Raw genomic sequence first — 16565 nt, 5'->3', positions numbered from 1 at the left:
CATCGAGGCAACCGAATGCAGGAACTACTTTGAAAACGCAGGATACGCTTCCGTCAAAACGTGAAACGCTCTAGGGTCTCGCCGAAACGATCGAAATGGGTGCCCGGATGTTTTACGCAATTCTTGCCTATCACGTGGAAAGCTCGGTCAAGGCGCTGACGCCGCAAGAGGACGCCGACCTGATGGCCGAGTTGTTGCGGATCGGCACCAGGCTGCATGAGGAAGGTACGCTTGGCCCGTCCGCGCGCCTGGGGGCGACCCAGGACGCATGCACCCTGCGGGGTCCCGGCGACGGCGTGGTCATCGACGGCCCCTTCGCCGAGACCAAGGAACAGTTGCTCGGTCTCTATGTCGTCGACTGTGCCATAAGGGACGACGCCATTGCCATCGCCAGAGAACTTCGCCGCGTCAATACGACGGCCGTCTACGAGATCAGGCCCATTCTGCTTTTCAAACCCGGCGTGCCGCTGGCGGGCAAATGAGCCGCGACAGCCTCTCGGCTCGTGCCGCTCAGCCCCTGCCGACGAACGGCATCTTGGTTGCCATCACCGTCATGAACAGCACGTTGGCGTCGAGCGGCAGGCTGGCCATGTGCAGGACCGCGTCGGCGACATGCCGCACATCCATCACCGCCTCGGCTGATATCGTGCCGTTGGCTTGCGGGACGCCCACGGTCATCGGCTGCGCCATGTCGGTGAGAGCATTGCCGATGTCGATCTGGCCGCAGGCGATGTCATAGGGACGGCCATCGAGCGCCAGCGTCTTGGTGAGTCCGGTAATGGCGTGTTTGGTCGCGGTATAGGGCACCGAACCTGGCCTTGGCGCGTAAGCGGAGACGGAGCCGTTATTGATGATCCGGCCGCCCATCGGGCTTTGCCGGCGCATCGCGCCGAAAGCGGCCCGGGCGCACAGGAACGAGCCCGTGAGATTGACACCGACCACGTCGTGCCAGACCTCGACCGGGATCTCGTCGATGGGCGTCGATTTGTATCCCATGCCGGCATTGTTGAAGAGCAGGTCGACCCGGCCGAAAGTCGCAACGACGGCCTCGAACATAGCGCCGACCTCGTCGGCCTTGCTGATGTCGCAGGCAACGGCCAAGGCCTTTGCATCTGTCGGGCCGGCCTCGGTGATCGCTTGCTCGAGCAGGGCCTTGCGCCGCCCGCAGAACACCGTGTTCCAGCCGTTTTTCAGCAGTGCCGTGGCGACGCTCTTGCCGATGCCGGTACCGGCTCCGGTGACGATGGCGGTTCGTTGATCTGTCATTGGGCATCCTCCGCAGAAGGCAGCCATCGCAAATGATCGGCGCCGTGACAAGCCGGACAGGCGGATAACATGCCCGCCACGAAAAAGGGCGGCCATTTGCGACCGCCCCGATCTGAACCGCGCTTGGGAGGAGGAAAGCCGGTCCGACTGCCAGGAATCATGCGCCTGCTCGGTTAACGAACGGTTAACAGAGCGTCGGCCTGTTGTGCCGTTTTGACTTACCAGCGCGGATTGGGCGATGTGCCCGTCGGCTCGGCAGGCACCTTGGCAGCCGAAACGGTCGCCTCGACATGGTCGACCAGTGCGTCCGGCAGGCCGAGCCGTCCGGCAAGCAGGTCGAGATAGCCGCGTTCGGCGCGCGTGTCGGGATCGATCGTCAGGCGCGACGCGGTATAGAGTTCGAGCTTCTGCGCGTCTGTCGTGGCGCCGGCCACCAGCGTGTCGAGATCGAGCGGGCTCTCCAGCTCCGCCATCAGGAAGCTCTCGGCCTCCGTATCGATCCCGGAAAGGCTGAGCTTGCCGGCGATCTTCTGGCGTTCCTCGTCGTCGATATGGCCGTCGGCCTTCGCGGCAGAGATCATGGCGCGGATCAGGGTCAACGTGAATTCGTCTTCGCCCTGCGGCGCCTGCGACGGATGGAAGGCGGTGTCTTGTGGCGGCGGCAGAAGTTCAGGCTCCCCCGTCGTGGGTGCCTGCTGCTCAGGTGCATTCCCGGACTTGTAGTTCTGGTAGGCCTTGTAGGCGAGGCCACCGATCGCGGCCAATCCTCCAAGCCTGACTGCGGCCCCAGTTACTTCACGACCCGCCCCGGTGCCCAGCAGCACGGCAGCAAGCGCGCCCGCGGCAAGCGGATTATCCTTGGCCATCTGCACGGCCTGATCCGCTCTGTCGCGAACGGTGCCGCCGCTGCCGGGAACTTGCGAGCCGAGCAGATCGTCGAGAAGCTTCTTGGGGTCGAACATTCAGTGCCTCCAGGATTGCCCGGCCGAACGGGCGGTTTCGAACGTCGCTGAGGTAGGTCCCGCTTCCTGACATTACAATGATAATGGCCGCACCGCGAGCGGCCGATGTACCTTCAGGACCCGATATGAGGCCCCTTGCCCCGCGCCTGCGCCAGCTCCACCTGCCGCTGGCGTTCGGCATAGCGTCGGCGGTCCTCGTCGGAACGGGCATCGAAGCAATGCGGGCAGGAAACCCCGGTAGCGAATTTTGGCGAATTCCGTTCCTCCGCGGTCAGCGGGTGGCGGCAGGCGCGGCAAAGCTCCGCATCGCCTTCGGCGAGACCGTGCGACACCGAGACCCGCTCGTCGAAAACAAAGCATTCACCTTCCCAGAGGCTCTCTCCGGCCGGAACCTCCTCGAGATATCGCAGAATACCGCCCTTCAGGTGGAACACGTCCTCGAAGCCGAGCGATCTTACGTAGGCCGTCGCCTTTTCGCAGCGTATCCCGCCGGTGCAGAACATCGCGACCTTGCGGCCCTGCAGCTCATCCCGGTGCGCTTCCACCCAGGCGGGGAACTCCCGGAAGCTCGCCGTTTCCGGATCTACGGCGCCCTTGAAGGTGCCGAGCGACACTTCGTAGGCGTTGCGCGTGTCGATGACGATCGTGTCCGGCCTTGAAATCAGCTCGTTCCAGTCGGCCGGAGCGACATAGGCGCCGGCTCCTGTCGTCGGGTCGATCGTCTCGATACCCATCGTGACGATCTCACGCTTCAACCGAACCTTCATCCGGTGAAAAGGCATTTCGGTGGCGCTGCTGTACTTGACCTCGAGGCCGGCCAGGCCGTCGATGGATTCGATATGGGAAATCAAAGCGGCGATGTCGTCAATGCTGCCGGCGACCGTGCCGTTGATGCCCTCGCGCGCCAGGAGCAGCGTTCCCTTGATGCCGCGCGCGCAACAGAAGGCGGCAAGCGGCGCGCGCAGAGTTTCAAGCGCGTCGAGCCGGGCGAAGCGGTAGAGCGCGGCGACACGGATAGCGTCTGTTTGCAGTGACGATGTCATGGCAAGGCAGCAACTAGCCGCTCGCGTCCGCCGGTTCAAGGCTGGCGTTGTCGACATCCGTACACCATTGCTTGTGAGTTGGTGGCCGGACCGATGCCCGGCTCCGTGTGACATCGTGATACGCTTCGTTTCGTGGACAGAAAAACACTCGTCTGCTAATCGGTTGAAATAGCTATCGAAGCGGAGAGCCACAGTGCCGAGCAAGACCGAAAACATCCTGTCGCTCCTCAACGGCCAGCCTGTCATTCCGGTGCTCAGGATCGCCAATGTAGCCGACGCCGTGCCACTGGCCCGCGCGCTGGCGCGTGGCGGCCTGCCGGCGATCGAGATTACTCTGAGGACCGCAGATGCATTGGAAGCAATCCGGCTCGTGGCCGCCGAAGTCGGGGAAGCCATCGTCGGCGCCGGCACCATTCTGGATGCCCACCAGTTCGAACAGGCTGCCAGCGCCGGTTCGCGATTCATCGTCAGCCCAGGCATCACTCGCGAGCTTCTTGCCGCGGCAGCCGACAGCGAGGTTCCGCTGCTGCCCGGTGCCATCACGCCCGGCGAGATCATGGCCGCGCGCGAGGCGGGCCTGCGGTTCCTGAAGTTCTTCCCGGCCGAACAGTCCGGAGGCATCGCCTCGCTGAAGGCTTTCGCCTCGCCGCTCGCCGACGTGAAATTCTGCCCGACCGGCGGCATCACGGGAAAGAATGCGGCCGACTATCTCAATCTGGCCAATGTGGTCTGCGTCGGCGGCTCCTGGGTAGCGCCAGATGAGCTGGTGAAAGCAGGCAAATGGGATGAGATCGAGGCGCTCGCGCGCGCTGCAAGCCAGCTTGGGAAATAGCTTGGCCACGCCTGGAAAAATCCCGGCCGGCTTGCGCCGACCGGGATAGTCAGATCGATCCTGAGCGGTTAGCTACAGACCTTGATCTCCTTGGTCACCCTGTGATGGTGCTTCCAGGTCGTCACCACCTTGGTGCGGCAATGCTTCTTCATCATGTGCATGTGATGCATATGATTGTCCGTCTTGACGACAACGGTCGCCGCCTGGGTTGGAGCGATGACCGCAGAAGCGGTTGCGAGTGCTATGACCGATGCCAATAGTATGTTCTTCATGATATCCCCGAGGGTTGGAAACTACCGACGAGAAACCCTTGAATGAACGGGCCGTTCCGTCATCACGGCAATGTCAGACAGGCGTGAAGACCGTTGGCAGGGGACTACCCGCGACGCAGCAAAAAACCGCGCTGGTTACCCGGCGCGGCTTCTTGATCGCCCGATGCGTTACTTGGTCTGGAAACGGGCAACCGAAAGAAACTTGACGGCGTTGCCGGTGAAGCGATTGGCATCGGCCACCTGATTGCCCGGCTCGAATCCGGTCGTGTAAACTTCGCTCGGTGGCGTGTGCACGATGCTGTAGGCATAGCCCGGCGCTGTCGTCGCGCTCGACACGGCGGTGACGGTCTCGCCGCTGGTCAATGCCCAGCGAGCGGCCTGCGGCGCGGCGGCAACCACCATGGCCTTGGGACCCGGCTTCAGATCGCGGGCCGTGGCCCTCGGTTCCTTGCGCGTGGTCTTCACACCGGCGCCGATCGCGGCGATCGGATCGGAGCCTGCGGGGCGAGCGGCCACGACTTCACGAGGGGACGCCGCATCCGAATCGGATTGATCGTTCATAACCGGAACCGGTTCGGACAAGGAAGCGACCCGGTATTCGTCGGCGGCTGCCACCTCGGCATTGGCCTTGTCGAGCACGGCCTTGACCTCGTCCGGCCGCGCCATCTCCGGTCGTGCCGTTGGCAGCACCGAGAATGCATCGGCCGCGGCCTTGCCTTGTTCAGCCGTATCGGCAAGCGCCATCAGCACATCCTTGCTGGGGGGCGGTGCCAGATCCGCTGGCAAGGAACGCGTCGGACGCCAGGTCGGCAATGGTATGTTGTTCAGGGCGACACGGGCCGGATCGGCAGCTACAGCTGCCGCTGCAGGATCGGTGTTGCCGAAGGGCACGCTCGCCGGAGCCTGCGCAGTCGCCACGGCCTGCTCGGTCGTGGACGCCTCCGCCATCGCGAACGGTACGTCCTGAGGCGATTGCGCGCCGACATCTGTCTTGGGCCGCGGCGCGAAATCAGGCAACGGAATGCTGCGCGAAGGCAGTGCCGCGATGATGGTCTCCGGCGTATCCCTTGCCGGCTCCGCGTCCTGATCTTCGGCAATCTGCGGGATGTCTGCGCGTTGCGCATCCTCCGGCGCCACGATTGCAATGCCCGGCAGTTTGCTGCTCTTGGCCGTCGCCAGCGCGGGTTTCACGCTCTTCAACCTGGGCGCGGGAGCGGCTGAAGCGACCTCGACATCGGCGCTGTCGTCAGCCTCGTCGTCGCCGCCACCGCCGAAGAAGGCAGCCAGGAAGCCGCCGGATTTCTTGCCGCTGCGCCCGGCGCTGGCCATCTCGATGGCCGGAGCACCCGAACCCTTGCGGGCCTTGTAGGAAGCGAGGGCCTGCTCATAGCCGGGCAAAGGCCGGCCGTCGCTCGGCACATGCAGCGTCTTGCCGTTGGGGAACAGGCTGACCAGTTCCTGGCGGCTGATGCCGGGCCAGTGGCGCACATTGCCGACATCCATATGGACGAAAGGCGAGCCGGAGGTCGGATAAAAGCCGACACCGCCGCCCTGCATCTTCAGGCCGATGTTACGCAGCTTCTTCAGCGGCACGCCGGGAATGTAGAAATCCATAGCCTTGCCGAGCATGTGCTGGCTTTTCTCGGCCACGCCCCGGCTACGGCTGCGCAGCATCGAATTGGTCGACGGAGAGCGATAGCCGCAGACGACCTGGATATAGTCGGTCGCGCCGCTTTCGCGATACGCTTCCCAAACGAGGTCGAGCAGGCGCGGATCCATCTTGGTCGGTTCGTTGCGACGCCAGTCGCGCAGGATGATGTTGATTTTCCTGAGGCCAGCGGCGTCATAGCGGCCATTGCGCTTATAGACGATCTCGGCCTTCTCATGCGTATGGAGATGATAGAGCTTCAGCGAACGCGTCTCTGCGCTGGCGCCGGTGGCGGCCGCGGCTACGAAACCACACGCAACGATCAATGCCGCCAACCATCTCGGCCAGACGTTCAAATGATGGTGCCGCCCGTTCGTGTGTCGTTCGATTCTGTTCAAATCAAAAGGCCCTGCAGGCTGCCGTTTGTCCCCGGATTTGCACAAACGGACGTGGAATGACACATCCGAATATCGATCCTAATGGTTAATCATCGCTTATTGAAGCTGAAATACGGTAACACCATGGCGATATCCCGTCAAAATTTGTCCACAGGGTTTCTTGGTAAACCGCTGGTTTAGATCAGATTTCAGCGTTTGCCGGAACACGATCTGTTACCGATAGCCTCAATGCGTGAAGAGAGGTGTCCATCAGTTTGCCTCAATTCGGCCTAAAGCCGTAAAAACGCGGGGTTCTTCCGGGGCCATCGCGCAGAAGCGCCTGGGAGTCAGGAGGCGAGGCGATCGATTCGGCCGGTCTCCGGATCGATCCCGTATTCCTTAAGCTTGCGGTAGAGGGTCGAGCGGCCGATGCCGAGCCGGCGGGCCACCTCGCTCATCTGGCCGTTATAATGATCGATGGCGAGCTTGATCATCTCCAGTTCGACCTCGGCCAGCGCGCGCACATTTCCGCGTTCGTCGAGCGCCCGCAGCGTTCCGAGGCGTGGCAGCAATCTGGTCGGTGCATCCGATTCGGGCTCGGGCGCCCCGATATCGGACAGTCCTGCCCCGAGGCGCGGCCGTGCATCCACGGGCGGGGACGGCAAGGAAGCGACGCTGTCGGCGTCGAGGTTGATTGTCCCTTCCACCTGAGCCCGGATCTGGGGGAAGTCCTCGATCGTCAACACATCGCCTTCGCACAGCACCGAGGCTCGGAAAACGGCGTTCTCGAGCTGCCGGATGTTTCCGGGCCAGTCATAGGCCTCCAACACGGCAAGGGCCGCGGCCGAGATGCCCTGCAGCCGATGACGCTGGCCGACCGGCGCCACCTTGTCCATGAAATGCGCGACCAAATAAGGAATATCGTCGCGGCGGTCGCGCAGCGGTGGCACGAAGATCGGGTAGACATTAAGCCGATAGAACAGATCCTCGCGGAACTTGCCGTCCTTGACCTGTTCCAGGAGGTTGCGGTGCGTCGCCGAGATCAGCCGGATATCGACCCTGACGGTGCCGCGCCCGCCGACCGGATCGACCTCGCCGTCCTGCACGGCGCGCAGCAGCTTGACCTGCACGTCGAGCGGCAAGTCGCCGATCTCGTCCAGGAACAAGGTTCCCGAATGCGCCTCCACGAATTTGCCGGTGTGCTTGTCGGTGGCACCGGTGAACGACCCCTTTTCGTGCCCGAACAGGATGGATTCGACCAGATTGTCGGGAATGGCGCCGCAATTGACGGTGACGAAGGGTTTGGAGCGGCGGTCACCGCTGCCTTGAATGGCGCGTGCCACCAGTTCCTTGCCGACCCCGGATTCACCCTCGATCAGGATCGGTATATTCGATGCCGCCGCTTTCTGGCCAAGACGGATCACCCTGTCCATGGCCGGGCTGTGCGTGATCATGTCCTTGAAGGTCAGGAGCCCGCCGCGCCGCCGCGACGTGCGCTTGACCTCGCCTTCGACGGCTTCCACCTTGAGCGCGTCGGCGATCGAAGAGCGCAGCCTTTCGGGCGACGCCGGCTTGACGACGAAGTCGAAGGCGCCGTGGCGCATCGCGGAAACCACCGTCTCGATGCCACCCTGGGCGGTCTGTACGATAACAGGGACGTTGATGCCGCGTTCGCGCATCGCTTTCAACACGCCGATCCCGTCGAGACCGGGCATGACAAGGTCGAGGATAACCAGCGACACCTCGCCGGCGCCTTGCCCCTCCAGGGCGTCGAGGGCGGCCGCGCCGCCATCGACGACAGTCGCGACATGTCCGAACCGCGTCACCGCCGCCTCGAGCAGCCGGCGCTGCACGGGATCGTCATCGACTATAAGTATGGAACCTGTCATGACTGATGTGACTGTGCCGCCCGAGGAACTCTGGCCTGTGGACCATCTTGGCACAGGGTTCTAAATAAGCTTTCAAAAAACCCGGTGAACGAATTCCTTAGGATTTGATTGGCTTCTCGTTCGCCCTGAACATTGGCCACGGAAGGTAACGGTAATTCACATGGTTTTTGGGCACATGCTTCCTGAGCATCCGGCTTCCGCTCGCCACCTTATGGCGCCGACGTCTGGCCAGGGCGCCGCCGAGCTTGGCAATTTGCCGGAATGGAACCTTGCCGATCTCTATGCCGGCATGGACGCACCGGAACTGAGGCGCGATATCGCCAGGGCCGTCAGTGAAGCGATCGCCTTCGAGAGCCGCTGGAAAGGCACGCTGGCCGCCGAGGCCGGGCGAGGCGAAGCGGGCAAGCTGGGCGAAGCGTTGGTCGCCTACGAGGCCCTCGAGGAACTGATCGGCCGCATCGTCTCCTATGCCGGCCTGGTCTACGCCGGAAACACCGCCGATCCGGCGCGCGCCAAGCTCTATGGTGACGTTCAGGAGAAGATGACCGACGCAGGCGCGCACCTCTTGTTCTTCGCGCTCGAACTCAATCTCATCGACGATACCGCGATCGAAAGCGCGCTGGCCGCCGACCCCACCTTCGGCCATTACCGCCCATGGGTGCTCGATCTGCGCAAGGACAAGCCCTACCAGCTCGAGGACCGTGTCGAACAGCTCTTCCACGAGAAATCGATCACCAGCCGTGGCGCCTGGAACCGTTTGTTCGACGAGACGATGACCGACCTTCGCTTCGACGTCGACGGCGAGGAGCTGTCGCTCGAACCGGCGCTGAACCGCTTGCAGGATGCCGATGGCGAAGTGCGTCGCCGGGCGTCCGAGGCGCTGGCCGCGACCTTCCGCGAGAATGTCCGCACGTTCACGCTGATCACCAACACGCTGGCCAAGGACAAGGAGATTTCCGACCGCTGGCGCGGCTTCGAGGATATCGCCGATTCACGCCATCTCGCCAACCGCGTTGAGCGGGGCGTGGTGGATGCGCTGGCCTCGGCCGTGCGCGAAGCCTATCCGCGCCTGTCGCATCGCTACTACGCGATGAAGGCGCGCTGGCTGGGCATGGATGTCATGAACCACTGGGACCGCAACGCGCCATTGCCGGACACGCCGCAGGCGGTCATCGGCTGGGACGAGGCCAGGAACACGGTGCTGTCCGCCTATCAGCGTTTTTCGCCCGACATGGCGGAGATCGCGCGGACCTTCTTCGACCGCAATTGGATCGACGCGCCGGTTCGTCCGGGCAAGTCTCCCGGCGCCTTCGCGCATCCGACCGTGCCGTCGGCGCATCCATATGTACTGCTAAACTACATGGGCAAGCCGCGCGATGTGATGACGCTGGCGCATGAGCTCGGACATGGGGTGCATCAGGTGTTGGCCAGCGGCCAGGGCGCGCTGATGGCATCGACCCCGCTGACGCTGGCCGAGACGGCGTCGGTGTTCGGCGAGATGCTGACCTTTCGCTCGCTGCTCGACCAGACAACCGACAGGCGCGAGCGCAAGGCCATGCTCGCCCAGAAGGTCGAGGACATGATCAACACCGTCGTGCGCCAGATCGCCTTCTACGAGTTCGAGCGAAAGGTACATGCCGAGCGCAAGAATGGCGAGCTTACCTCCGACAGGATCGGTCAGTTCTGGCTCGAAGTGCAGGCAGAGAGCCTTGGCCCGGCGATCAAGCTTCGCGACGGCTACGAGGTGTTCTGGACCTACATCCCGCATTTCATCCATTCGCCCTTCTACGTCTACGCCTATGCTTTCGGTGACTGTCTGGTAAACTCGCTCTACGCGGTCTACCAGAATGCCGAACGCGGCTTCCAGGACAAGTATTTCGAGATGCTGCGTGCGGGCGGCACCAAACATCATTCCGAACTTCTGGCGCCCTTTGGGCTCGACGCCACCGACCCCGCCTTCTGGCAGATCGGCCTTGGCGTGATCAGCGGCCTGATCGACGAGCTGGAAGCGCTCGAGGGCTGAGGCGTCTTTCAGCGGCGAGAACAGTTTATCCGGCACCCATGTCGGCATGAAACTGTTCTTGAGGCAATATTTGTACTTGAACAGCTTTACGCGGAAGTTTCCACCATAGCTTTCCGCAAGCTCTATGATAGCCTTTATTCCAAGCTCGGCCGTCGCATGCGGGTCGGCGGGAAAAGTCTCGTACGACCCTGTCATGTCGGTGCAGGCGACAACAGCCGTTGGCCACGGCACACACAGCTTGGCGTCGACAGCTCGAACGGAAGCCGGCTGTTCCGCGAGACGCGGAATACCATCGAGAGGTCCTTCGCCAAAGGTCACGACCACGGCGAGCGGATCCGACTGGAGAGAGACAATGGACACTTATTTTTATGTGGTCCTGGCGTTCCTGGTAGGCGTGTTGGTTGGTTGGTTCATCTGGGGCCGTCTGCGTGGCGAACTCGACAGCCTGCGCGGCGATCTCGGCCGTACGCGCGGCGAACGCGACAAGCTGCAGGCCGCCAGCGAACGGCTGACCGGCGAACTCGATGCATCGGGCAAGGCCCGCGCGGATCTAGAGCGCAGGCTGAACGAGACAACGCCCGCCGCCGTATCAGGCGCGGCCAAACCGGAAGGCCAGGCGCCGGCTGCTCTGCTGGCGACGCCCGCCAAGGTGAAATCCACCTCCGCACGGGACGTAAGGGCCAAGCCCGCCGTCGCCAAGGCAGCACCTGCCAAGGCAGCTTCCGCAAGGGTACCCAATGTGCCCGCCGCGAAGGCATCTGCCGCTAAGGCATCCGTCGCCAAGGCATCCGTCGCCAAGGTACCAGTCGCAAAGGCACCGGCCGCGAAATCGGCGACGCCGACGTCGGCTGCGTCGAACCCGCCTGCAAGCACGGCGGAGTCCACCTCAGGTCCGCTCAAGAAGAGTCCGGTGACACCCAAGTCCGCCGCCAGGAAGGCGGCGCCGACGGCGAAGGCGCCGGCCGCGAAGCCCGACATTCTTCGCCGGCTCATCGGCATCGGCCCGGTCAATGAGAAGCTGCTCATGGCGCAAGGCGTCACCAGCTTCGCCCAGATCGCCGCTTGGACCGCGGCCGACATCAAGCGGATCGAGGACGTGATGAATTTCGATGGCCGCATCGCGCGTGAACGCTGGATCGAGCAGGCCAGGCTGTTGGCCGCAGGCGACGAGACGGCCTTCGCGAAACAGTTTCCGACGGCGGGAACCACGAACAACAGCTGAGCGACAGGCATATCCCATAGGATCGGCCGGCGGCGGGACACGCGCCGCCGGTTGCCTTGAGCAACAGAGCTGGTCGGAAATATCTTCTTGCTGGGACGACGAACCATCGAGTTGGCGCAAAGTCAGCCAAGGTCGGCTATGGGTGGCTTCGTGCCGTTCGTTCGATTGCGCGCAACCGGCCCCCCATATAGAGCGGTCAACGGCTTCATCGAACCCAGCATCGCCCGAGTCCCATGTCCTTGCCCGCCGCCATTTTCCGTAACGACGAAAGCGCGCGCCAGCTCGTTTTCGATCGGCCGGCCGATGTCATCCTCGCGCATGAAGCCGAGGATTTCCTGCCCGCCCTGGCGGCGGCGCAAGCCGCCCACGACGCCGGCAAATGGCTGGCCGGCTATTTCTCTTATGAAGCTGGCTACCTGCTCGAGCCGAAACTCGCCCCCTTGCTTCCGAGCGGACGCCGCGTCCCGCTTCTGTGTCTGGGGATCTTCGATGCTCCGGTCGAAGAGGCGGTGCCGGCCCGCGACGGGGCAGCGCTCAACGGGCCTATCTTCGACGCCAGGGCCACCTGGTCGGCCAGGGACTACGCCAGGCGCTTCTCCCGGCTCCACCAGCACATCAGGCAAGGCGACTGCTACCAAGGCAATCTGACCTTCCCGGTGCATGCGCAATGGTCGGGCGATCCGCTGGCGGCATTCGACGCCCTGACCGAACGCCAACCGGTGAAATACGGCGCGTTGATCACGCTTGGCGATCCCATTGTGCTGTCCCGCTCGCCCGAACTGTTCTTCGAGATCGACAGAGAGGGCATGATCGAGACGCATCCGATGAAGGGAACGGCTCCGCGTGGCGCGAACGGGGCGGAGGATGAGAGGCAGAAGGATTTCCTGCGCAATGACGAGAAGAACCAGGCCGAGAACCGGATGATCGTCGATCTCCTGCGCAACGACATCTCGCTCATCAGCGAGGTCGGCACGCTGGAGGTGCCGGCGCTGTTCCGCGTCGAGACCTATCCGACGGTCCACCAGCTGGTGAGCGATGTCAGGGCGAAACTGCTGCCGGGGCTTACGATACGCCAGATCTTTGCGGCGCTGTTTCCTTGCGGCTCGATCACCGGCGCGCCGAAGATCCGCGCCATGGAAATCCTGCGCGATCTGGAAGGCACGCCGCGCGACGCCTATTGCGGCGCCATCGGCTGGATCGCGCCCGACAGCACGATGCGCTTTTCGGTGGCGATCCGCACCATCTCGCTCTTTTCCAGCGGCGAGGCCGTCTACAATGTCGGTGGCGGCGTCGTCTTCGATTCGACCGCCGAGGAGGAGTATCAGGAGTGTCTCTTGAAAGCGCGCTTCGCGACGGGGACCCCGCCGGTTTCCAACTGATCGAGACCCTGCGTTGGGAGCCCGGCGCTGGCTTCCTGCGCTTCGACCGTCACCTTGCCCGCCTCAGCGCCTCGTCGGCGGAGCTCGGCTTTGCCTGCGACCCTGGACGGATCGGCAAGGTGCTTCGCGATGCGGTCAGCGGCTCCAGCTCGGCCCTGCGCACGCGCCTCGTCCTGTCGCGCGACGGCAAGGCAACCGCATCGGCCCAGCCCTACGAACCGCTTGCCGCCGACAGGATCTGGATCCTGCGGTTGGCACGCACCAGGCTCGATTCACGCGACACGCTGTTGCGCCACAAGACCAGCCGGCGGCAGCTCTACACGGATGCCCGCGCCGAATATCCCCTCGCCCAGGCCGACGAGGTCCTGCTCGCCAATGAGGGCGGGGAAATTTGCGAGGGCACCATCACCAATGTCTTCGCCGATTTCGGCGACGGAGTGTTGGCGACGCCCCGGCTCGACTGCGGCCTGCTGCCTGGTGTATTGCGGGCCGAGCTTCTGGACGAAGGCCGCGCCCGCGAAGCGATCTACAGCCTGGGCGATCTCAGATCAGCCAAGGCGCTGTTCGTCGGCAACTCGCTGCGCGGCTTGATCGCCGCGAGACTGGTTTGCCCGTAAGACTGGTTGCCCCGTGAAACGGTTTGAATGACGCCTTTGCCGACCCACACGCCCTATGACGGCTCGTCGAAACTCTTCACCATCGGGTTGAAGCCGCTCGATCCGGCGGGCTGGATCGAGGTTGACCACCACCTGCTGCCTTATCTCGCCGAGAAGCGACGGCTCTATGCCGAAATCTCCGAGCGGGTCTTCGTCGAGGAGGAGGGCACGCGCGACGCCCAGCAGGAAGTGCTCGATCTGCTTCGTCCCTATCTGGCGGAGAAATTTCCGGACACTTACGGTCATGGCGCTACCGGCATGGAGCCCATCGGCGCCCCGGTGCGCCCCGCCCTCTCCGCCCGCCTCGAGGAGGCGCCGCTCGTCGCGGCATCGCTGCTGGTCCAAGAAGACCTCATCCTGATGCGACGCGGCGACAGCGGCTGGCGGCTCGTCGCCGGTTCGTTGTGCTTCCCCTCCTCCTGGTCGCTGGTCGAGAAATTCGGCCGCCCATTGCAGGACATCCACGCGCCGGTGCCCGGCTTCGGCCCGGGTACGAGGCCGGCGGACTTGATCAACCGCATGTTCGACGGCCTGCAGGGTCAAGCCGTCGAACGCTTCAACTGGTCGATCCAGTCCGGCGACGCGCTTTACCATCCGCTGTCCGACCTGCAGCGCATCGACCACGCCACCAACCGCCCGTCGCGCTTTCCCGATGGCGATATCGAGGCCCATGCCTTCATCCGCGTCGAGCGGCAGACCCTGCGCAAACTGCCGGTCTCGCGCGACATCCTCTTCACCATCCGGATTCATCTCGACCCGCTGGCCGTACTGGCCCGGCATCCGGACCGTAGGACGCTGGCGATGTCCTTCGCCGCCCAGCTCGAAGCGCTCGATCTCGCCCAGCTCGACTACAAGGGCATGACCTCGGATCGCGACCGGCTGGTCGTCCTCCTTAACCACATGGCCAATGACGGCTAGGCGGCGGTTGGCGCTTTTCGCTGGTTTGTGACAATGATCTGTGATGTAGCGCATGGTCGCCGGGCGAAAAGGTCCGGTTTTCAGCGCGTTTTTCCCCTTTCGTGAGTTTTTTGAAGGAGTGCTCGATAAAATGGTGACTGAAAACTGGCCCGTTTACGGTGAGATCACCGGCCCTGTCGTGATGATCGGCTTCGGTTCGATCGGACGGGGAACGCTGCCTTTGATCGAGCGCCATTTCAAGTTCGACAAGTCGCGCATGACGGTCATTGACCCGCGCGACACCGACCGCAAGCTGCTCGACGAGCGCGGCATCGCCTTCGTCCAGGACGCGGTGACCGAGAAGAACTACAAGAAACTCCTGACGCCGCTTCTCACCAATGGCGGCGGCCAGGGTTTTTGCGTCAATCTCTCGGTCGACACCGGCTCGGTGGACCTGATGCGGCTTTGCCGCAAGCTCGGCGTGCTCTACATCGACACCGTCGTCGAGCCATGGCTCGGTTTCTATTTCGACGCCAAGGCCGACAATGCCAGCCGCACCAACTATGCGTTGCGCGAAGCCTTGATAAAGGAAAAGCACGACAAGCCCGGCGGAGCCACGGCAGTCTCGACCTGCGGCGCCAATCCGGGCATGGTCTCATGGTTCGTCAAGCAGGCGCTGGTCAACCTTGCCACCGATCTCGGCCTGGAGTTTTCGGAACCGGCGCAGGAAGACCGCGAAGGCTGGGCCAAGCTGATGAAGAAGGCCGGCGTCAAGGGCATCCACATCGCCGAGCGCGACACCCAGCGCACCAAGAAGCCGAAGCCCCTGAACGTGTTCTGGAACACATGGTCGGTCGAGGGCTTCATCTCCGAGGGCTTGCAGCCGGCGGAGCTCGGCTGGGGAACGCACGAGAAATGGATGCCGAAGAACGCCATGAAGCACAAGCATGGCTCCAAGGCCGCGATCTATCTGGAACAGCCCGGCGCCAACACGCGCGTGCGCTCCTGGTGTCCGACGCCGGGTCCGCAATACGGCTTCCTGGTGACGCACAACGAGGCGATCTCGATCGCGGATTTCTTCACCGTTCGCGGCAAGAAGGGTAAGGTTCATTATCGTCCGACCTGCCACTATGCCTACCACCCCTGCAACGACGCCGTGCTGTCGCTGCACGAGATGTTCGGAGCCGCCGGCAAGGCGCAGCCGGTTCACCATGTGCTTGACGAGAATGAACTTGTCGACGGCGTCGACGAGCTTGGCGTGCTGCTCTATGGCCACGACAAGAATGCCTATTGGTACGGCTCGCAGCTGTCGCTCGCCGAGGCGCGCAAGCTGGCGCCCTACCAGAACGCCACAGGCATGCAGGTCACCTCGGCGGTGTTGTCCGGCATGGTCTGGGCTCTGGAGAACCCGGAAGCCGGCATCGTCGAGGCCGACGAGATGGACTACAGGCGCTGCCTCGCCGTGCAGTCCCCTTATCTCGGACCGGTCAAGGGCTATTACACCGACTGGACGCCGCTCGATAATCGTCCCGGCCTGTTCCCGGAAGACCTCGACCGCGACGATCCGTGGCAATTCCGCAACATCCTCGTCCGATAGCACCCGGCCGACCATGCCACATTGCCTTGCAATCGCCCGTAAATCGGGCGATTGAAGAAACGCGGACCGAGGAGAGGATTTTCATATGAACATTGCGCGCAAGCTTGTTTCGATGAGCATGACTGCGGCGGTCGTGGTCGGGCTGGCCGCCTGTGCGACCAGTGGCCCCGATGAGCCGCCGATGGCGGCGTCCACGCCCAAAGGCGTCGAAGGCTCCTGGATCGACGCAAAGGGCACCGGCCTTTCCACCTTCGCCGGCGGTTCCTTCACCACCGTCGCCACCGACACCGGCCAGAAGCTCGCCGACGGCAGCTATACCATGACCGGCGCCACGTCCGTCCAGATCAGCGGCACCTCGCTGATCCGTCAGACGCCGGTCAGCTTCAACTGCCTGATGATTTCGACCAGCCAGCTCAACTGCACCAGTTCCGCCGGCCAGAATTTCGTGCTGACACGGCGAACCTGACGCCGCCACTATCTTACCTGCTCAAGGACGGAGGCC

The 16565-nt window shown here is 63.4% G+C and carries 15 protein-coding genes; 9 read left to right on the top strand and 6 right to left on the bottom strand.

Going from position 1 to position 16565, the window contains the following annotated elements:
* Positions 1 to 107: 107 nt before the first annotated feature.
* Positions 108 to 482 carry a YciI family protein gene (locus tag LB513_RS17555; RefSeq protein ID WP_224664765.1) on the top strand — a complete coding sequence of 125 codons (375 nt, stop codon included), beginning with the start codon at positions 108 to 110 and terminating at the stop codon, positions 480 to 482.
* Between the two features lie 28 nt (positions 483 to 510).
* On the opposite strand, the gene LB513_RS17550 is transcribed toward LB513_RS17555, so the two are convergent.
* The 3 genes from LB513_RS17550 to LB513_RS17540 all read right to left on the bottom strand — a co-directional run bounded on the left by LB513_RS17550 (position 511) and on the right by LB513_RS17540 (position 3271).
* Entirely contained in the window at positions 511 to 1266 is a 756-nt protein-coding gene (locus LB513_RS17550) for an SDR family oxidoreductase (protein WP_224664764.1), read from the bottom strand.
* Between the two features lie 218 nt (positions 1267 to 1484).
* On the bottom strand, positions 1485 to 2228 hold the full coding sequence (locus LB513_RS17545) for a tellurite resistance TerB family protein (RefSeq protein ID WP_224664763.1): 744 nt from the start codon (positions 2226 to 2228) through the stop codon (positions 1485 to 1487).
* Between the two features lie 113 nt (positions 2229 to 2341).
* Positions 2342 to 3271 carry a rhodanese-related sulfurtransferase gene (locus LB513_RS17540; protein WP_224664762.1) on the bottom strand — a complete coding sequence of 310 codons (930 nt, stop codon included), beginning with the start codon at positions 3269 to 3271 and terminating at the stop codon, positions 2342 to 2344.
* A 193-nt stretch (positions 3272 to 3464) separates the two neighbouring features.
* Here LB513_RS17540 and LB513_RS17535 point away from each other — a divergent pair, with 193 nt between their 5' ends.
* Positions 3465 to 4103 carry a 2-dehydro-3-deoxy-phosphogluconate aldolase gene (locus tag LB513_RS17535; RefSeq protein WP_224664761.1) on the top strand — a complete coding sequence of 213 codons (639 nt, stop codon included), beginning with the start codon at positions 3465 to 3467 and terminating at the stop codon, positions 4101 to 4103.
* A 68-nt stretch (positions 4104 to 4171) separates the two neighbouring features.
* On the opposite strand, the gene LB513_RS17530 is transcribed toward LB513_RS17535, so the two are convergent.
* The 3 genes from LB513_RS17530 to LB513_RS17520 form a co-directional block, all read right to left on the bottom strand.
* Entirely contained in the window at positions 4172 to 4375 is a 204-nt protein-coding gene (locus LB513_RS17530; RefSeq protein ID WP_224664760.1) for a hypothetical protein, read from the bottom strand.
* A gap of 168 nt (positions 4376 to 4543) precedes the next feature.
* Positions 4544 to 6379 (bottom strand): DUF882 domain-containing protein, encoded by a 1836-nt coding sequence (locus LB513_RS17525; RefSeq protein ID WP_411962715.1) that lies wholly within the window; start codon positions 6377 to 6379, stop codon positions 4544 to 4546.
* Positions 6380 to 6747: 368 nt separating this feature from the next.
* The gene (locus LB513_RS17520; RefSeq protein WP_224664758.1) at positions 6748 to 8289 is read right to left on the bottom strand and encodes a sigma-54-dependent transcriptional regulator; all 1542 of its coding nucleotides are present in this window, start codon (positions 8287 to 8289) and stop codon (positions 6748 to 6750) included.
* Between the two features lie 211 nt (positions 8290 to 8500).
* Here LB513_RS17520 and LB513_RS17515 point away from each other — a divergent pair, with 211 nt between their 5' ends.
* The 7 genes from LB513_RS17515 to LB513_RS17485 all read left to right on the top strand — a co-directional run bounded on the left by LB513_RS17515 (position 8501) and on the right by LB513_RS17485 (position 16529).
* Positions 8501 to 10312 carry a M3 family oligoendopeptidase gene (locus LB513_RS17515; RefSeq protein ID WP_224664757.1) on the top strand — a complete coding sequence of 604 codons (1812 nt, stop codon included), beginning with the start codon at positions 8501 to 8503 and terminating at the stop codon, positions 10310 to 10312.
* Positions 10313 to 10664: 352 nt separating this feature from the next.
* Complete coding sequence (locus LB513_RS17510) at positions 10665 to 11534, top strand: proton-conducting membrane transporter (RefSeq protein ID WP_224664756.1); 870 nt, start codon at positions 10665 to 10667, stop codon at positions 11532 to 11534.
* Positions 11535 to 11767: 233 nt separating this feature from the next.
* Positions 11768 to 12913 (top strand): aminodeoxychorismate synthase component I, encoded by a 1146-nt coding sequence (locus LB513_RS17505; protein ID WP_224664755.1) that lies wholly within the window; start codon positions 11768 to 11770, stop codon positions 12911 to 12913.
* A complete protein-coding gene (locus LB513_RS17500) occupies positions 12862 to 13530 on the top strand; it encodes an aminotransferase class IV family protein (protein ID WP_224664754.1) in 669 nt (222 codons plus the stop codon). The genes LB513_RS17505 and LB513_RS17500 overlap by 52 nt, the downstream gene beginning before the upstream one ends.
* Positions 13531 to 13557: 27 nt before the next feature.
* Positions 13558 to 14487: a heme-dependent oxidative N-demethylase family protein gene (locus LB513_RS17495; protein ID WP_224664753.1), complete on the top strand. Its 930-nt coding sequence runs from the start codon at positions 13558 to 13560 to the stop codon at positions 14485 to 14487.
* Positions 14488 to 14617: 130 nt separating this feature from the next.
* Positions 14618 to 16063 (top strand): homospermidine synthase, encoded by a 1446-nt coding sequence (locus LB513_RS17490; RefSeq protein WP_224664752.1) that lies wholly within the window; start codon positions 14618 to 14620, stop codon positions 16061 to 16063.
* A gap of 85 nt (positions 16064 to 16148) precedes the next feature.
* Entirely contained in the window at positions 16149 to 16529 is a 381-nt protein-coding gene (locus LB513_RS17485) for a hypothetical protein (protein WP_224664751.1), read from the top strand.
* The last annotated feature ends 36 nt before the right edge of the window (positions 16530 to 16565 follow it).

Source organism: Mesorhizobium sp. ES1-1, from assembly GCF_020164785.1.
In the GTDB taxonomy this organism is placed as follows: domain Bacteria; phylum Pseudomonadota; class Alphaproteobacteria; order Rhizobiales; family Rhizobiaceae; genus Mesorhizobium.
Note: the sequence above shows the minus strand (reverse complement) of the source record. Positions and strands in the feature narration are given on the sequence as shown.

Excerpts from the sequence above, each read along its gene's own strand:
- LB513_RS17555 (WP_224664765.1), top strand. The coding sequence starts at position 108 with ATGTTTTACGCAATTCTTGCCTATCACGTGGAAAGCTCGGTCAAGGCG.
- LB513_RS17550 (WP_224664764.1), bottom strand. The coding sequence starts at position 1,266 with ATGACAGATCAACGAACCGCCATCGTCACCGGAGCCGGTACCGGCATC.
- LB513_RS17545 (WP_224664763.1), bottom strand. The coding sequence starts at position 2,228 with ATGTTCGACCCCAAGAAGCTTCTCGACGATCTGCTCGGCTCGCAAGTT.
- LB513_RS17540 (WP_224664762.1), bottom strand. The coding sequence starts at position 3,271 with ATGACATCGTCACTGCAAACAGACGCTATCCGTGTCGCCGCGCTCTAC.
- LB513_RS17530 (WP_224664760.1), bottom strand. The coding sequence starts at position 4,375 with ATGAAGAACATACTATTGGCATCGGTCATAGCACTCGCAACCGCTTCT.
- LB513_RS17520 (WP_224664758.1), bottom strand. The coding sequence starts at position 8,289 with ATGACAGGTTCCATACTTATAGTCGATGACGATCCCGTGCAGCGCCGG.
- LB513_RS17515 (WP_224664757.1), top strand. The coding sequence starts at position 8,501 with ATGGCGCCGACGTCTGGCCAGGGCGCCGCCGAGCTTGGCAATTTGCCG.
- LB513_RS17510 (WP_224664756.1), top strand. The coding sequence starts at position 10,665 with ATGGACACTTATTTTTATGTGGTCCTGGCGTTCCTGGTAGGCGTGTTG.
- LB513_RS17505 (WP_224664755.1), top strand. The coding sequence starts at position 11,768 with ATGTCCTTGCCCGCCGCCATTTTCCGTAACGACGAAAGCGCGCGCCAG.
- LB513_RS17495 (WP_224664753.1), top strand. The coding sequence starts at position 13,558 with ATGACGCCTTTGCCGACCCACACGCCCTATGACGGCTCGTCGAAACTC.
- LB513_RS17490 (WP_224664752.1), top strand. The coding sequence starts at position 14,618 with ATGGTGACTGAAAACTGGCCCGTTTACGGTGAGATCACCGGCCCTGTC.
- LB513_RS17485 (WP_224664751.1), top strand. The coding sequence starts at position 16,149 with ATGAACATTGCGCGCAAGCTTGTTTCGATGAGCATGACTGCGGCGGTC.